17 protein-coding genes are annotated in these 14,398 nt (G+C 63.1%); 6 read left to right on the plus strand and 11 right to left on the minus strand.

The genetic code is table 11. From position 1 onward, the window contains the following. Nucleotides 1-33: 33 nt before the first annotated feature. Nucleotides 34-429, minus strand: coding sequence for a nucleoside diphosphate kinase regulator (rnk, locus tag QA637_RS18110; protein WP_283065000.1), 396 nt, complete (start codon nucleotides 427-429; stop codon nucleotides 34-36). 461 nt (nucleotides 430-890) lie between these two features. Between rnk and QA637_RS18115 the strand changes: the two genes are divergently transcribed. The 3 genes from QA637_RS18115 to QA637_RS18125 are packed head-to-tail and all read left to right on the plus strand — an operon-like array spanning nucleotide 891 to nucleotide 2,463. Next, nucleotides 891-1,382 carry a GFA family protein gene (locus QA637_RS18115; protein ID WP_153442480.1) on the plus strand — a complete coding sequence of 164 codons (492 nt, stop codon included), beginning with the start codon at nucleotides 891-893 and terminating at the stop codon, nucleotides 1,380-1,382. Further along, nucleotides 1,379-1,927 (plus strand): sugar O-acetyltransferase, encoded by a 549-nt coding sequence (locus QA637_RS18120; protein ID WP_153442481.1) that lies wholly within the window; start codon nucleotides 1,379-1,381, stop codon nucleotides 1,925-1,927. The genes QA637_RS18115 and QA637_RS18120 overlap by 4 nt, the downstream gene beginning before the upstream one ends. Nucleotides 1,928-1,962: 35 nt before the next feature. Then, nucleotides 1,963-2,463 carry a GNAT family N-acetyltransferase gene (locus QA637_RS18125; protein WP_153442482.1) on the plus strand — a complete coding sequence of 167 codons (501 nt, stop codon included), beginning with the start codon at nucleotides 1,963-1,965 and terminating at the stop codon, nucleotides 2,461-2,463. 10 nt (nucleotides 2,464-2,473) lie between these two features. Here the strand turns inward: QA637_RS18125 and QA637_RS18130 are convergent, their stop codons facing one another. Genes QA637_RS18130 through QA637_RS18145 form a run of 4 tightly spaced genes read right to left on the minus strand, consistent with a single transcriptional unit; the run spans nucleotide 2,474 to nucleotide 6,231 of the window. Then, nucleotides 2,474-2,773: a CcdB family protein gene (locus tag QA637_RS18130; RefSeq protein ID WP_153442483.1), complete on the minus strand. Its 300-nt coding sequence runs from the start codon at nucleotides 2,771-2,773 to the stop codon at nucleotides 2,474-2,476. Then, the gene (locus QA637_RS18135; protein ID WP_153442484.1) at nucleotides 2,773-3,006 is read right to left on the minus strand and encodes a type II toxin-antitoxin system CcdA family antitoxin; all 234 of its coding nucleotides are present in this window, start codon (nucleotides 3,004-3,006) and stop codon (nucleotides 2,773-2,775) included. The genes QA637_RS18130 and QA637_RS18135 overlap by 1 nt, the downstream gene beginning before the upstream one ends. Nucleotides 3,007-3,062: 56 nt before the next feature. After that, nucleotides 3,063-4,889: a translation elongation factor 4 gene (gene lepA, locus QA637_RS18140; RefSeq protein ID WP_153442485.1), complete on the minus strand. Its 1,827-nt coding sequence runs from the start codon at nucleotides 4,887-4,889 to the stop codon at nucleotides 3,063-3,065. A gap of 58 nt (nucleotides 4,890-4,947) precedes the next feature. Then, nucleotides 4,948-6,231, minus strand: coding sequence for an MFS transporter (locus QA637_RS18145; protein WP_153442486.1), 1,284 nt, complete (start codon nucleotides 6,229-6,231; stop codon nucleotides 4,948-4,950). A 182-nt stretch (nucleotides 6,232-6,413) separates the two neighbouring features. Here QA637_RS18145 and QA637_RS18150 point away from each other — a divergent pair, with 182 nt between their 5' ends. Next, nucleotides 6,414-6,992, plus strand: a complete 579-nt coding sequence (locus tag QA637_RS18150; RefSeq protein ID WP_428843136.1) for a helix-turn-helix domain-containing protein — start codon at nucleotides 6,414-6,416, stop codon at nucleotides 6,990-6,992. 2 nt (nucleotides 6,993-6,994) lie between these two features. Further along, nucleotides 6,995-7,522, plus strand: coding sequence for a GNAT family N-acetyltransferase (locus QA637_RS18155; RefSeq protein WP_153442488.1), 528 nt, complete (start codon nucleotides 6,995-6,997; stop codon nucleotides 7,520-7,522). Between the two features lie 43 nt (nucleotides 7,523-7,565). On the opposite strand, the gene QA637_RS18160 is transcribed toward QA637_RS18155, so the two are convergent. Then, nucleotides 7,566-8,204, minus strand: a complete 639-nt coding sequence (locus tag QA637_RS18160; RefSeq protein WP_153442489.1) for an exopolysaccharide biosynthesis protein — start codon at nucleotides 8,202-8,204, stop codon at nucleotides 7,566-7,568. Nucleotides 8,205-8,536: 332 nt separating this feature from the next. Here QA637_RS18160 and QA637_RS18165 point away from each other — a divergent pair, with 332 nt between their 5' ends. Next, the gene (locus tag QA637_RS18165) at nucleotides 8,537-9,202 is read left to right on the plus strand and encodes a YiaD family glycine zipper/OmpA-like lipoprotein (RefSeq protein WP_153442603.1); all 666 of its coding nucleotides are present in this window, start codon (nucleotides 8,537-8,539) and stop codon (nucleotides 9,200-9,202) included. Nucleotides 9,203-9,327: 125 nt separating this feature from the next. On the opposite strand, the gene QA637_RS18170 is transcribed toward QA637_RS18165, so the two are convergent. The 5 genes from QA637_RS18170 to epmA all read right to left on the minus strand — a co-directional run bounded on the left by QA637_RS18170 (nucleotide 9,328) and on the right by epmA (nucleotide 14,316). Continuing rightward, entirely contained in the window at nucleotides 9,328-10,776 is a 1,449-nt protein-coding gene (locus QA637_RS18170; RefSeq protein ID WP_153442490.1) for an MFS transporter, read from the minus strand. A gap of 27 nt (nucleotides 10,777-10,803) precedes the next feature. Next, nucleotides 10,804-11,691, minus strand: coding sequence for an RNA polymerase sigma factor SigJ (gene sigJ, locus QA637_RS18175; protein ID WP_153442491.1), 888 nt, complete (start codon nucleotides 11,689-11,691; stop codon nucleotides 10,804-10,806). Nucleotide 11,692: 1 nt separating this feature from the next. Further along, complete coding sequence (locus QA637_RS18180) at nucleotides 11,693-12,124, minus strand: carboxymuconolactone decarboxylase family protein (protein ID WP_153442492.1); 432 nt, start codon at nucleotides 12,122-12,124, stop codon at nucleotides 11,693-11,695. A gap of 90 nt (nucleotides 12,125-12,214) precedes the next feature. Further along, entirely contained in the window at nucleotides 12,215-13,267 is a 1,053-nt protein-coding gene (locus QA637_RS18185) for a lysine-2,3-aminomutase-like protein (RefSeq protein ID WP_153442493.1), read from the minus strand. Next, nucleotides 13,264-14,316, minus strand: coding sequence for an EF-P lysine aminoacylase EpmA (gene epmA / locus QA637_RS18190; RefSeq protein ID WP_283062657.1), 1,053 nt, complete (start codon nucleotides 14,314-14,316; stop codon nucleotides 13,264-13,266). Before epmA ends, QA637_RS18185 begins: the two co-directional genes overlap by 4 nt. Nucleotides 14,317-14,398: the final 82 nt, after the last annotated feature.

The raw sequence follows: 14,398 nt of genomic DNA on the forward strand, positions 1-14,398 counted from the left end.
CGCCGGCCGCGTCACTCCTCATCACGATCAACATTATCGGGCGACGCTGCGGATCGTCATGCGATGCGCCTTTCCCGCCCGGTCGAGCCAGTCGATCGACTGTCCGACGGAAAGGCCGATCAGCGCCGCGCCGATCGGCGTCAGCACCGAAATTCTGCCCGCTTCGATATCGGCCTCGCCGGGATAGACCAGCGTCACTTCCTTGGCAAAGCCATTGTCGGCGTCGAAGGCGACGATCGAGCCCATCTGCACGCTGTCCATCGGCAAGTCATATGTAGCGACGCGTGCCCGTTCGAGTTCCGAAAGCAGCGCCTCGGCGACATCGGGTATGCGGTCGAGCACCGACGAAGCGAGCGCAGTAAGGCGCGCGTGGTCCTCGGCATTGATGATGATTGGTGGAAGTTTCGTGCGGGTTGCTTTATCCGCCATGATGAGATCCGTGCTTGGGCGCATGGTCGCCTCCACCACCTGTTTCCTCGAAGAGAAATACATGCGGCAATTCAATTGCTGCAGCGTTTTGCGCCCTCTGACGAGGCCCGCGGCGCTACAGAGGCGCCATGATCGCGATTGTTCCTATGAAATGTTTTGCGCTCGCCGCACTCCGGTCTGTGGAATGGCCGCAGACGGTCTCAATGCGAAAGGCTCCCCTTCCCCGGAGAGCGCACGCATCCGGGCCGGGGTCATGTTCCTGCGATAGGGCAGACCCGGAAAGAACAGCGGAAATGGATCGCAAGCGTCGGCATGGACCAAAGGTCGGAAAGTTCGCCGGCGAAGTCAAGGCCGCCATTCGCCTCTTGAACAGTGGCGGCGGCCGTGGTCAATCTAGCCCGCGGCGGTCGCCTCTCCGGCCGTCCGTCGTGCGGCAACGCAATCTCGGAGGAGGTTTGGTCATGAGCGAAGCGATTGAGGGCGGATGCTTTTGCGGTCGCATCCGTTATCGGCTGAAGGCGCGGCCGATGTTTGTCCACTGTTGCCATTGCAGCGATTGCCAGCGGCAGGTGGGAAGCGCTTTCGCGATCAACGGCATCATCGAGGCGGAAAACGTCGAAATGCTCAAGGGCGAGCCCGTGATGGTCTCACTGTCGACCGACAGCGGCCGCCCGCACGACGTCTATCGCTGTGCCGACTGCCAGTCAGCGCTCTGGAGCGACTATGGCCGCCGCAACTGGCTGACCTTCGTCCGCATCGCAACGCTCGACCGGCCATCGGATTTTCCGCCGGACGTGCACATCTATACGCGCTCGAAACTCGACTGGGTGGCGTTGCCGGCGGGCGCCAAGGCATTCGAGGAATATTACGACATGCAGGCGCTGTGGCCGAAGGAGAGCCTGGAGCGGCGCGATCGCGCCTATGCCAAGTCGAAAGGACAGGCGCGCCCATGACGGGAAGCGAGCGTGAAAAAATGGCGGCGGGCGAGTGGTACCGCTGCCTCGATCCGGAACTCGACCAATTGCGTGATCGAGCGCGCAAGGCGGTTCACCAGCACAATACGCTCACGCCGGACGAGCGCGGCAGTCTGGCCCCGGCCTTGAGGGAGCTCTTTGCCGCCGCTGCCGCCGACGCCTTCGTCGAGGCGCCGTTCCATTGTTCCTACGGCATCAACATTGAACTCGGCGCCCGCGTCTACCTGAACGCCGGCTGCACCATCCTCGACAGCGCGCCCGTCGTCATCGGCACCGATACGATGCTGGGACCGGGCGTGCACATCTATTGCGCCGAACACCACAAGGACCCGGCGTTGCGCCGCGAGGGGTTGGAAACCGCCCGCCCCGTGACGATCGGCGAAAACGTCTGGATCGGCGGCGGCGCGATCATTCTCGCCGGAGTGACGATCGGTGACGGCGCGATCGTCGGATCGGGCGCGGTGGTGACGCGGGATGTGGCGCCGGGTACGACGGTGGTGGGGAATCCGGCGCGGGTTCGGTAGTCACGCTCGAAGGAAAGAACAGGGGACTTTTGTCAATGACAGATAACGTGGCGATAAATGTCCGTCCGGCGCATGCCGACGACATTCCGACGCTCCGCGCCTTTCTGAACGAGATCATCCGGATCGGCGGCACCACCGCCCACGAAACGCCGTTTACCGACGAGAGCTTCGCCGCGCATTTTCTGACCTGTCCCGGCTTCGTCAGCTGTTATGTCGCCGAGGATGCGGATGGCCGGGCTTGCGCCTTTCAGGGATTGGAGCGCTGGGCCGGGCTTCCGGATGGCTGGGTGGATATCGGAACTTTTGCCCGGCCACATGCGAAGGTTCGTGGCGCCGGAATGGCGCTCTTTACTGCCACCAAGGCATATGCGCGCGCCGCCGGCTTCCAGGCGATCAATGCCACGATTCGCGCGGATAACATCGGTGGCTTGGCCTATTACGGCAAGATGGGCTTTATCGATTACAAGGTCGACAAGGCGGTGCCGCTGCAGGATGGTCGGCCGGTCGATCGTAGTTCGAAGTGCTATTTGCTGTAGCGAGGTCGTATCAGAAGCCTTGTAATACAAAATCCGTGGCCGTGACGATATCGTCGCGCTGGCTCGATAGGTCTGTGACCATGTCGCCGAGTTCGCTCAAGTGTATTGCGGCCATGAGATGGATCGCAATGACGTAATTTTTATCGTCGATTTTCGTGCTCGAGTTAAGGCGTGACATCACCTGATCGAATTCGGATGCCGGAATGAGCGGCGCCATGATCCTCGTGTTCAATGCCTCGAACAGATCGGCTTGCAGGTCGACCACCAATGTGTCGCCCTGCTTCAAACGATAGACATGGAAGCGGGCCATTAGAACTGCCGATGTTTCGCCAGCGGCAGGCCCCGCTTTTCGACCAAGGCGTTGGCATCGGTGATCGCCTTCGCGTTCTCAATACGCCAGAGCTTTTCTCGTTCGGTCTTGATCGCTTGCGCGATGCCTTCTTCCGCCGCGCGCGAAACGTTGATTTTCAGATCGCGCGCCTTTGAAAGCAAATCGCCGTCCAGCGAGAGATTGGTTGGCCGTCTTGCGGTTGATCGTGTCATATTCGCCTCGATGAAGATGCGCACATTATATGCGCACCTTTACTGGAAGCAAACGATCACTCATCGCCCATCTTGAGCGCCGCGATAAATGCCTCCTGCGGAATCTCCACCTTGCCGAACTGGCGCATGCGCTTCTTGCCTTCCTTCTGCTTTTCCAGAAGCTTGCGCTTGCGGGTGGCGTCGCCGCCGTAGCACTTCGCCGTCACGTCCTTCCGGAGCGCCCTGACGGTCTCGCGGGCGATGATGCGGCCGCCGATTGCGGCCTGGATCGGGATCTGGAACATGTGCTGCGGGATCAGGTCCTTCAACTTCTCGCACATGACGCGACCGCGCTTTTCCGCGGCCGAGCGGTGGACGAGCATCGAAAGCGCATCGACCGGCTCGCCGTTGACCAGGATCGACATCTTGACGAGGTCGCTCTCGCGATAGTCCGAGAGGTTGTAGTCGAACGAGGCGTAGCCCTTGGAGATCGACTTCAGGCGATCGTAGAAATCGAAGACCACTTCGTTGAGCGGCAGGTCGTAGGTGAGCATCGCCCGGTTGCCGACATAGGTCAGTTCCGTCTGGATGCCGCGCCGGTCCTGGCAGAGTTTTAGGATGCCGCCGAGATATTCGTCCGGCGTCAGGATCGTCGCCCGGATCCAGGGCTCGCGGAATTCGGAGATCTTGACGACGTCCGGCATGTCGGCCGGGTTGTGCAGTTCCTTCTCGGTGCCGTCGGTCATCGTCAGCTGATAAACGACCGAGGGGGCGGTCGCGATGAGGTCGAGGTCGAACTCGCGCGACAGCCGTTCCTGGATGATTTCCAGATGCAGAAGCCCCAGGAAGCCGCAGCGGAAGCCGAAGCCGAGGGCGGCGGAGGATTCCATTTCGAACGAGAACGAGGCGTCGTTGAGCCTGAGCTTGCCCATGGCGCCGCGCAGTTCCTCGAAATCGGCGGCATCGACCGGGAATAGGCCGCAGAACACCACCGGCTGCGCCGGCTTGAAGCCCGGTAGCGCCTCCGACGTCGGGCGCTTGTCCTCGGTGATTGTATCGCCGACGCGGGTGTCGGCCACTTCCTTGATCGAGGCGGTGATGAAGCCGATCTCACCGGGCCCGAGCGAATCCATCGCGACCATCTTCGGCGTCAGCACGCCGACGCGCTCGATCGTGTATTTCGCCCCGGTGCCCATCATGCGGATGGTCTGGCCCTTGGTCAGCACGCCGTCGATGATACGCACGAGCACCATGACGCCGAGATAGGTGTCGTACCAGCTGTCGACGAGCAGCGCCTTCAGCGGCGCCTTCTCGCCGCCCGAACTCTTCGGGGCCGGCAGCTTCTGGACGATCGCCTCGAGCACGTCCGGGATGCCGAGGCCGGTCTTGGCCGAGATCAGCACGGCGTCGGAAGCGTCGATGCCGATCACTTCCTCGATCTGCTCCTTGATGCGCTCCGGTTCGGCCGCCGGCAGGTCGATCTTGTTGAGCACGGTGACGAGCTCGTGGTTGTTGTCGATCGCCTGGTAGACGTTGGCGAGCGTCTGGGCTTCGACACCCTGGCTGGCATCGACCACGAGCAGCGAACCCTCGCAGGCTGAAAGCGAGCGCGAGACTTCATAGGCGAAGTCGACGTGGCCGGGCGTGTCGATGAGGTTCAGCACATAGGTTTCGCCGTCATTGGCCTTGTAGTGCAGGCGCACGGTCTGGGCCTTGATCGTGATGCCGCGCTCGCGCTCGATATCCATGCTGTCCAGCACCTGCTCGGACATTTCGCGCTCGGCAAGACCACCGGTCGACTGGATCAGCCGGTCGGCGAGCGTCGATTTGCCGTGGTCGATATGGGCCACGATCGAGAAGTTGCGGATATGCGACAGGGGCGTCTTGGAAGATGTTGTGCTCATGGGCCGCATATAGCAGCGCGATCAGGCGGCGCAAAGCGGGAAATGAGGGCTTTGTTCACTATAGTCTCGTGCCCGCTGACACCTGCTCGGCCTGTGTTTCGATCTTGATCAACGCGCCGGCGTTCGGCACCTGCGCGCTCTTCAATTCGAAACTTTCGCAGAGCTGCGGTGGCACTCTCTCGCGGCTGCCAAGGCGGAAGAACACGAAGGCGGCATAAAGCAGCGCCACCGCCATGGCGGCGTAAATGAAGGTGCGCTGCCCCAGGACCGGCGTCAGCATGGTGACAAGCATCGGAACGATGGTCGCAGATGTCGACCAGGCAACGAGCATGGTGCTGGCGAGCGGCACGAAATCGGACGGGTCGGCGCGGTCGTTGGCATGCGCATTGGCGATCGAGTAGACCGTCTCGACCGCACCGGCGAAGAGCGCGAAGACCAGCATCAGCAGGATGAGGTTGGCGAAGGAGACGCTGAGCGCCGCAAGTCCGGCGGCGACGATCAGCGCGCAGGTGGCGATCAACACGACACGGCGATCGATCCGATCGGAAAGAGCGCCCATCGGATACTGGATGAACATCAGCCCGAACTGCATGACGAACATCAGCGCCGCCACGTCCTTCTGGCTGACGTCGTTGGCGGCGGCATAGATCGGCGTGAAGCCCTGCACGACCATCGAAAGCCCGCCGGCTGCAAGGATGCCGACGAAGGCGACGGGAGAATTTCGCCACGCCATCGGAATGTCGATGCTGACCTTGGCGGGCGCCGGCGGCGTCGGCAGGCGGGTGAGGCCGATCGGCAGGATCGCGATCGTTGTGAAGAAGATCGTGATGATCGGCGCAAGGTTGCCTTCCGCAGGGATCTGGCCGAAGAGCCAGGCGCCGGCGCCGAGGCCGATCACATAGGCCATGTAGAACAGCGCCATCGCCTTGCCGCGCCAGTGGTTTTCGCTGGCGTGGTTCAGCCAGCTCTGGCTGATGATGAAATTGGTATTGCCGGCCGCACCGTAGAGGCAGCGCGCGAACACCCAGAGCAGGGGATGGACGCCAAGGCTGATCAGCAGCGCAGCGAGGATCACGAGGGCCATTGAACAGGAGAACGCGCGGGCATGGCCGACACGGCGGATGAGCGGTCCGGCGATCACGCAGCCGACGAGCCCGCCGAAGGCAATGGCGGTCACGGCTGCGCCCGGAACCCAGTCCGGTGCCTCGGACCGTGTCAGCACGAAAGGCACATAGGCGAGCATCATGCCGTTGCCGATCGCGACCGCCGTCATCGAGACGACGATGCTGGCGATCGATAGAAGCGAGGAGGGAGATCTGTAACTGGCTTCCGCAACGTCCATGCTGCCCCCCTCGACAAGAAATTTCTAAACTATTGAAGAACAATGCGTTTGCGAATTACCGCTCGTCGGCAACCATAGCGCCGGACGCGCCGGCATGTTGTCGTCAAAGCGCCATCGGCAAAATTTATTTTGGAGGCCGGCGGCGTCTTGACTCCACTATATGAGAAATGCAATCTCAAATAATGGAATATCTCAACGACCCTCTCGAACGGGCCATCGGCGAACGGGTGCGGCAACTGCGAAGCGAGCAGGCGCTGACCCTCGACGATCTCGCCACGCGCTCGGGCGTCAGCCGGGCGATGATATCGCGCATCGAACGCGGCGAAACAAGCCCGACGGCGCAGCTTCTGGCAAAGCTTTGCAGCGCGCTCGGCACGACGCTTTCGGCGCTCTTCGCCTTCGACGTGAAGGATGCCTCACCGGTGGCGCGGCGCGCGGATCAGCGGCTCTGGCGCGATCCGGAAAGCGGATATTTGCGCCGGTCTGTCTCGCCGGAAGGGGTCGGCTCACCGGTCGATATCGTCGAGGTCGAGTTTCCGCCCCATGCTCGGGTCGTCTTCGAGCGCCAGCCGGCCGACCGCGGCATCACGCAGCACCTCTGGCTCTTTTCCGGCCGGCTCGAACTGACCATGGAGGGCGGATCCCATCTGCTCGAGGCGGGCGACTGCCTCTTCATGGGGCTGGAAGAGGCGCATGTCTTTCATAACCCTCATGACGAACCGGCACACTACGCCGTCATTCTCTGCCGCACCAAGGTCTAGCCATGTCTGAAATAAACATCCGCGTGCTCTGCGAAGAAGAAACCCGCGCCGCTCTGCCGGCGCTTGCCGAGATCCTTTCCGATTGCGTCGAGGGTGGCGCGTCGGTCGGCTTCATGCAGCCTTTCGCACCGAAGGATGCCTTGCCTTTCTGGGAGGCGGTTTGCGCCTCCGTCGCCCGAGGCGAAACGGTGCTGATTGCTGCCGATGTCGACGGCCGGGTCGTCGGTACAGTGCAACTCGGCATCGGGACCATGCCAAACCAGCCGCACCGCGCCGACATCAAGAAGCTGCTCGTCCACCGGGATGCCCGGGGCCTCGGTCTTGCGCGCCGGCTGATGGACAAAGCCGAAGCGGAAGCGGTGAAGCGCGGCCGCCGGGTGCTGGTGCTCGACACTGCCACCGGTGAGCCGGCGGAGGCGATCTATGACCGCTTCGGCTGGATGCGCGCCGGCGTCGTTCCCGACTATGCGCTGATGCCGGATGGCCGCTATTGCGACACGACCTTCTTCTACAAGCATCTCGCGCTTTAAGGCAGTTTCACGAGCCCGCCACCTGTATTCGGCGGTTTTCCGCTCACGAAACGAAGAAGTGAGAAAGGCCCTGACCGGCGGCAAGGGCCAGATAGGCGAGAACGGCGAAATAGATCGTCGTCGCGATAAGGAAAAGATAGCCCCCGGCCACCATCAGGCCGTCGCGCTGGATGATGCCCAGCGACAAGAGCAGGATCGCGATGCCGGGCAGCGTGTTCGACAGCGGAATAAGTCCGAGTGGAAACATCAGGAGCACACCGCCGGCCATGATCATCAGCCCGTTGAAGCGGTTCATGAATGCGCCTTGCGTGAGAAAGCTCAGCCTCGGCCGCACGAAACGGTCGAGCTTGGAGACGAATGCGGCTCCCTTTTTGAGCGTCGGCACGAGCTTCTCGGTTTCGATCTTTCGATCAAGGATGCGTTGCGGCAGCCAGGGAAGGCGATTGAGTGTGATTGCCAGCGAGATAAGGATGATTGCCGCGCCGAACACGGTGCTGACGCCCGGAATCGAAACCGGAATCAGGAACGGCAACGTCAGAAGCGCGCAAAGGAGCAGAAAACCATGCTCGCCGATTCCGATCATAAGCTCGCGCAGCGTGATCGTATTGCCCTTGATCGAGGCGATCATGCCGTTCAGCGTGTCACTGAGACTGCGTTCCGTGTCGCCGAACTCGATCGCCATGCCGTTGTCCCCGCTTGTCTGACCCCTTACAGCGCCACGCGTCTTTCAGAGGCACAAAGGTCGCTGTAACACTCTCATCGGCTGCATGGGTTTGTCCTTAAGATGCCATGCAGCGGCCCCGTGTAGCACGGGCATGTGAAGGATCGGTTAGCGCGTGCTCTGGACAGCAATGTGGCGGCGATCGGCCGTTTCATCCGACTGCCGCGACCGTTGCCGCCGTGCAACATCAAAGGCTATTCCGACGGTTGCAGTGCTAACGGAATGGCTCTTCATCTTCCTGCCTTAATCGATAGTATGAAGCCCTTCGAGCACCAATGGGGACAATCGATTCGATGATCAAGAAATGCGCCATCCTGGCCATTGCGGCCGTCTATCTTTCCGGATGCACCACCACCGATCCCTATACGGGCGAGCAGAAGATGTCGAATACGGCGGGCGGTGCGCTGATCGGCGCGGGCCTTGGTGCCGCAACCGGTCTTCTGGTCGGCGGCAGCGCCGCGGGACGACGTGATGCCGCGCTTGTCGGCGCCGGCATCGGCGCGCTCGGCGGCGGTCTGGTCGGCAACTACATGGATCAGCAGGAAGCGGAGCTGCGTGCCCAGTTGCAGGGCACGGGCGTGTCGGTGACGCGTGCGGGTGACCGTATCATCCTCAACATGCCGTCGAACATCACCTTCGCGACCGACCGCGACCAGGTGATCCCGGACTTCTATTCGACGCTCGATTCGGTTGCGATCGTGTTGCGCAAGTTCAACCGCACGCTGATCGACGTCGACGGCCACACCGATTCGACCGGCAGCGCCGCCCACAACCAGGCTCTCTCCGAGCGCCGCGCGGCTTCGGTTGCCAACTATCTCGGCAGCCGCGGCATCGACCAGCGCCGCATTTCCACCATGGGCTACGGCATGGAGCGGCCGATCGCGTCGAACGCCACCGAGGCCGGCCGTGCGCAAAACCGCCGCGTCGAAATCTCGATCGCTCCGATCAAGCAGGGCTGATCGCAAGATCACGGATACGACAAGGGCCGCCGGCATGCCGCGCGGCCCTTTTCCTTTCGGGGATGCAGACCATCTTCGCCGAAGCCTCTCCCGGCGCGTCTGCAGTGCCGGCCGCGTTCCCGGCACTAATGCATGTCTTGGTTCTGCATATGTCGGTTGGGGCCTGCGCCAAGCGCCCTCCGGGCAGAGACGACGCCCGAAGCCGGCGCGAGTGCGAAGAGCCCAAAGAGCCAGATCGCTGCCGAGGTGGCGCCCGCCGCCGTGCCCTCGCCAATGCCGGCAAGGTTGGCCGTCATGCCGGCAAGTGCGGCGCCGAGAGATGCGGCGAAGAGCTGGATCGTGGTGATCGACGCTGCCGCCTTTTCCTCCTCGCCAGCGGGCGCTGCGGCATAGACCGCCGTGACGATGTGCGGCCACGCAACCCCGATGCCGAAGCCGACCGCAGCGATGCCGAGGCACAGCGGCACCGCGATCGCGGCGAATCCACCCGATATCATTGGCATGAAGGCGGCGATCGTCAGGAGACCGGCAAGGCCGAAGAACGGGCCGGCAGTAATCGTCTTGCGCGCGCGACTGCCTTCCCAATGGGCGCTTGTCATCGAGCCGGCCGTCCAGCCGAGCGCCATCAATGCGGCAATGTAACCGGCAGCGAGGGGAGATCGCCCGTGCAGTTCCTGCAATAGATAGGGAACGTAAATCTCCGGCTGCATGCCGATCATGGCCAGTGCAATGGTCGCATAGAGCGCCGCGAGCGGCGAGCGAGGGTTGAGAGCGCCCTGCGGCAACAGCCGCGCCGCCGCGCGGCGTTCGCCGGCGATGAGCATTGCGAAGAGAACGAGCGCGGCACTGACGCCGGCGATCTGTTCGGCGGTCGCCGTAAGGGTTCCGCTCACCGAGAGTACCAGGACGATGCCGATGAGAAGCGCAAGCTGCGTCAGCGGCAGTGGACCGCGCGCACCCGACGTCGTCCGCGGCAGGGTGGAGAGGGCGAGGGTCGCGAGCACTGCCGTCAGGGGCAGCAGCGACCAGAAGGCAGCCCGCCACGCGCCGTATTCGGCAAAGATGTCGCCGACGGCTGGGCCGACGAGCGTCGCCGTGCCCCAGGTGGCGGATATGAGCCCGATCGCGCGGGCCCAGAGCGCGGCCGGGAAGACCATGCGGATGACGCCATAGGCGAGTGCGTAGAGAAGCCCGCCGCCGAAGCCCTGGATTGCGCGGCCGGCAAGCAGCAGGGCCATGCCGGGTGCGACGGCGCAGGTGAGCGAGCCCAGTCCGAAAACCAGCGCAGCGACGGCATAGGCGCCCCCGGCACCGGCCCGACCGAGCAGCCGCGCCGAGAGCGCCGCACCGAGAATGGACGCGGCAACGAAAAGCGTCGTGCTCCAGGCATAATAGCCGAGCCCGCCGATGTCCCGCACGATGGATGGCATGACGGTCGTGACGATATAGATGTTGAGCGCGTGCAACGCGACGCCGCCGCTGAGCACAAGCGAATGGATGGCATTACCGCCGAAGAAAAGGGTGAGCCAGCCGGCATCGGACGCGGCCGCGGCGTTCTTGGTCTTGTCGAGCATGTTGAGCCTCGTTGATCCGCGACCGTCTCAATGGACGGCTGCGTCGTCAAGATGAGCGAGCTTGTCCGGATTGCGGACGATGAAGATATCGGCCACCCGGTCGTCGTGGTCGTAGCCGAAGGAAACCGTTGCGGCGATGTCGCCATCGCTCCTGAGGACGATGCCTCGTCCGCCATTGAGCTCGGCGGTTTCCCACTGGTAGTGCGACCAGTATTCGGTCAGGCGCTCGGCAATGAAGGCCATGACGGTCTCCTTGCCGGCAACGATGCCGAGCACGGTCGCGGCCTTGCCGCCACCATCGGCGGTGAGCTTCACGTCGGCCGACAGCAGCGCTGAAAGGCCGGCAATGTTGCCGCCGTGAATGGCGTTGTGGAAGGCGGCAAGCAGTTCCTCCTGCCGTTCGCGCGGTGTCGCATGTCTGGTCCGGACCACACCGATGTTGGATTTCGCGCGTGAGACCAGCTTGCGTGTGGCTGCCTCCTGCATGTCGAGCGTTTCGGCGATCTCGTCATAGGGCTGGCCGAAAATCTCATGCAGCAGATAGGCAGCGCGTTCCTTGGGCGTCAGCCGCTCGAGCATCAGCAGGAATGCGGTCGTGAGGGAGGAGGTGAGCGCAAGCTTCTCCTCCACATTGTCGTCGCTTGCGGTGTGGATCGGTTCCGGCAGCCACGCGCCGACATAGTCGACGCGTTTGCGATGCGCGGATTTGAGCAGATCGAGGCAACGGCGCGTGCAGGCGGTGGTGAGCCAGGCGGCCGGATTTTCGACCGCGGAAAGATCGGTCGCCTGCCATTTCAGAAACGTGTCCTGCACAGCATCCTCGGCATCCGCACGCGAACCCAGAATGCGGTAGGCGAGGCCGAGGAGGCGCGGTTGCGCCTCCTCGAACATGCGGCCCTTGTCGTTGCGAACCATGTCAGTGCCTCGAAATCTGGATGCGGTTCCAAAGGTTGATCATTGCCACGGTCGAGGTGATGACGCTGATCTCGTTGTCGCTGAAGTGCTCGCGAAGCCGGGCACGGAGACTGGCGAAATCCGTCCGGGGTTCGAGTTCCGTCAAGGCCTCGGTCCAGGCGAGGGCGGCCTTTTCACGCTCGGAGAAATCGCCGACCTGGTCCCAGACGATAATGCGGTCGAGCCGTTCGCTCGTCTCGCCGTCGGCACGGGCTTCCTTCGTATGCATCTTCACGCAGAAGCCGCAACGGTTGATCTGCGAGGCACGCAGCTGCACGAGGTGGTGGATCGTCCGGTCGAGGCCGTGGCTGTCCATTTTGGTGTGCACGCCGGCAAGCGCGTCGAGCACATCCGGGATTTCCTGTTCGTAACGCACGGCTTTCATATCGGTCATGGTCTGTCTCCATTGAGGTCAATTGAAGCTTTCGACCAGTTGACGATTGACCGTCGGCGCCTGTGACGTGCGCTGCGAATTTTTCGGAAGTCAGCCGCCGGGCGGATAGGCGTGCTCGTTTCCGCGGAAATCGGTGATGGTGTAGCAGCCGCCCCCTTCCGCAGCGATCGTGCTTGCGCTGATGACGGCCTTGCCGTGACCGCCGGGGATGTCGAGGATATAGGTCGGCTGGCAGAGGCCGGAAACGCGGCCGCGAAGCGCGGCGACGAGTTTCTGTCCCTCCTCGATCGACAACCGGAAATGGCCGGTGCCGGGCGCGAGATCGGGGTGATGCAGGTAATAGGGCTTGATCCGTGTTTCGACGAAGGCGCGCATCAGTTCCGCAAGCACGTTCGCATCGTCGTTGACGCCCTTGAGCAGCACCGACTGGCTGACCATGACGATGCCCGCGTCGATGAGGCGGGCCGAAGCGGCGCGCGCCTCGGGCGTCAGCTCGCGCGGGTGGTTAGCATGAAGTGCCACATAGGTCGCCTTGCCGCTCGCCTTCAACGCCGCGATAAGGGCCGCATCGACGCGCTCCGGTTCGACGACGGGCACGCGTGTGTGGAAGCGGACGATCTTGAGATGCTCGATCGCGCCGAGCCGCTCCATGATTTCGCCGAGCCGGCGGGGCGAAAGAACCAGCGGATCGCCGCCGGTGAGGATCACTTCCCAGATTTCCGAATGGTGCGCAATGTAAGCGATCGCGGCGTCGAGCTCGGCAGGCGTCAACGTGCCGAGCCCCTGCGGCCCGACCATTTCGCGACGGAAACAGAAGCGGCAATAGACGGGGCACACATGCACCGCCTTGAGCAGCACGCGGTCGGGATAGCGGTGGACGATCCCGGTAACCGGGCTGTGCGAACCGTCGCCAATCGGATCGGCGCGCTCTTCCGGCGTGAGCGTCAGCTCGGCCGCGTTCGGCACGAATTGCCGGGCGATCGGGTCGTCCTGGTCCTGGCGGTCGATGAGATCCGCAATGGCCGGGCTGATCGAAACGGCATAGCGCGACGCCACGCGGAAAACCGCCTCCTCGTCCGTCGGCGCGACAAGACCGGCATCGACGAGCTCGCGCGCCGTTCTGATGGAGCGCTGTGCAGTCATGCGCTTGCCTCCGCGACCGGCGCCCACAGCACCTGATCGATGCGCGAAGCCCCCGTCGCCAGAATCACCAGGCGATCGAAGCCGAGCGCGATGCCACTCGCCTCGGGCATGATTGCGAGAGCCGACAGGAAGTCTTCGTCGAGCGGATAGGTTTCGCCATAAACGCGCGCCTTTTCCGCCATTTCGAGTTCGAAGCGGCGGCGCTGCTCCGCTGCATCGGTCAGTTCGCCGAAGGCATTGGCAAGCTCGACTCCGCAGGCATAGAGCTCGAAACGTTCGGCAACGCGGCGGTCTCGCGCGGTCGGTCTGGCGAGCGCCGCCTCGGCTGTCGGATATTCGTCGAGGATCGTCGGCCGGCCGAAACCGAGATTTGGCTCGACCTTTTCCACGAGCACGCGGCTGAAGAGGTCAGCCCAGGTGTCATCGTCGGCGACGCGCAAGCCCGAAACCCTCATGGCCGCGGCCAGCCGGTGGCGATCCGTCGCCCCGTCCTCGGCGATAGAGGCGAGCAGGTCGATGCCCGCAAAGCGCTCGAAGGCTTCGGCCAACGAAAGCCGCTCCGGTTCAAGAAACGGGTCGGTGGTCCTGCCCTGGTAAGAGAGGGAGCGTGTGCCGGTCGTCTCGGCGGCAAGTGCGAGGATTTCGGCGCAGTCGCGCATCAGCGCCTCGTAGCTCTCGCCGGCGCGATACCATTCGAGCATGGTGAATTCGGGATGGTGCAGCGGCCCGCGCTCCCGGTTGCGGTAGACATGGGCAAAACAGGCGATGCGCTTTTCGCCCGCGGCAAGCAATTTCTTGCAGGCGAATTCCGGCGAGGTGTGAAGATAAAGCGGTTGGGCGGAGCCGTCGTGGCCGAGCGCCTGCGTTGCAAAGGCATGCAGATGGGCTTCGTTGCCCGGAGATACCTGAAGGCTCGCCGTATCGACCTCGGTGAAATCCCGCTCGTCGAAGTAACGCCGCAATGCCGATTGGATGCGGTTGCGCCCGATCAGAAACGGGCGCCGATCGGCATGGACATCCGGTGTCCACCAGGGAGAAGCATGCGGCATGATCGGTCTGTCCAAACTTTCTTCGCGTGCCAAGTTTCTTCGCGAGAGAGCCGGCGCAGGCTGGCTATTTGCGCGAATTTAG

Origin of the sequence: Sinorhizobium terangae (assembly GCF_029714365.1) — a bacterium.
Taxonomy (GTDB): domain Bacteria; phylum Pseudomonadota; class Alphaproteobacteria; order Rhizobiales; family Rhizobiaceae; genus Sinorhizobium; species Sinorhizobium terangae.

Excerpts from the sequence above, each read along its gene's own strand:
- rnk (WP_283065000.1), bottom strand. The coding sequence starts at position 429 with ATGGCGGATAAAGCAACCCGCACGAAACTTCCACCAATCATCATCAAT.
- QA637_RS18115 (WP_153442480.1), top strand. The coding sequence starts at position 891 with ATGAGCGAAGCGATTGAGGGCGGATGCTTTTGCGGTCGCATCCGTTAT.
- QA637_RS18120 (WP_153442481.1), top strand. The coding sequence starts at position 1,379 with ATGACGGGAAGCGAGCGTGAAAAAATGGCGGCGGGCGAGTGGTACCGC.
- QA637_RS18125 (WP_153442482.1), top strand. The coding sequence starts at position 1,963 with ATGACAGATAACGTGGCGATAAATGTCCGTCCGGCGCATGCCGACGAC.
- QA637_RS18130 (WP_153442483.1), bottom strand. The coding sequence starts at position 2,773 with ATGGCCCGCTTCCATGTCTATCGTTTGAAGCAGGGCGACACATTGGTG.
- QA637_RS18135 (WP_153442484.1), bottom strand. The coding sequence starts at position 3,006 with ATGACACGATCAACCGCAAGACGGCCAACCAATCTCTCGCTGGACGGC.
- lepA (WP_153442485.1), bottom strand. The coding sequence starts at position 4,889 with ATGAGCACAACATCTTCCAAGACGCCCCTGTCGCATATCCGCAACTTC.
- QA637_RS18145 (WP_153442486.1), bottom strand. The coding sequence starts at position 6,231 with ATGGACGTTGCGGAAGCCAGTTACAGATCTCCCTCCTCGCTTCTATCG.
- QA637_RS18150 (WP_428843136.1), top strand. The coding sequence starts at position 6,414 with ATGGAATATCTCAACGACCCTCTCGAACGGGCCATCGGCGAACGGGTG.
- QA637_RS18155 (WP_153442488.1), top strand. The coding sequence starts at position 6,995 with ATGTCTGAAATAAACATCCGCGTGCTCTGCGAAGAAGAAACCCGCGCC.
- QA637_RS18160 (WP_153442489.1), bottom strand. The coding sequence starts at position 8,204 with ATGGCGATCGAGTTCGGCGACACGGAACGCAGTCTCAGTGACACGCTG.
- QA637_RS18165 (WP_153442603.1), top strand. The coding sequence starts at position 8,537 with ATGATCAAGAAATGCGCCATCCTGGCCATTGCGGCCGTCTATCTTTCC.
- QA637_RS18170 (WP_153442490.1), bottom strand. The coding sequence starts at position 10,776 with ATGCTCGACAAGACCAAGAACGCCGCGGCCGCGTCCGATGCCGGCTGG.
- sigJ (WP_153442491.1), bottom strand. The coding sequence starts at position 11,691 with ATGGTTCGCAACGACAAGGGCCGCATGTTCGAGGAGGCGCAACCGCGC.
- QA637_RS18180 (WP_153442492.1), bottom strand. The coding sequence starts at position 12,124 with ATGACCGATATGAAAGCCGTGCGTTACGAACAGGAAATCCCGGATGTG.
- QA637_RS18185 (WP_153442493.1), bottom strand. The coding sequence starts at position 13,267 with ATGACTGCACAGCGCTCCATCAGAACGGCGCGCGAGCTCGTCGATGCC.
- epmA (WP_283062657.1), bottom strand. The coding sequence starts at position 14,316 with ATGCCGCATGCTTCTCCCTGGTGGACACCGGATGTCCATGCCGATCGG.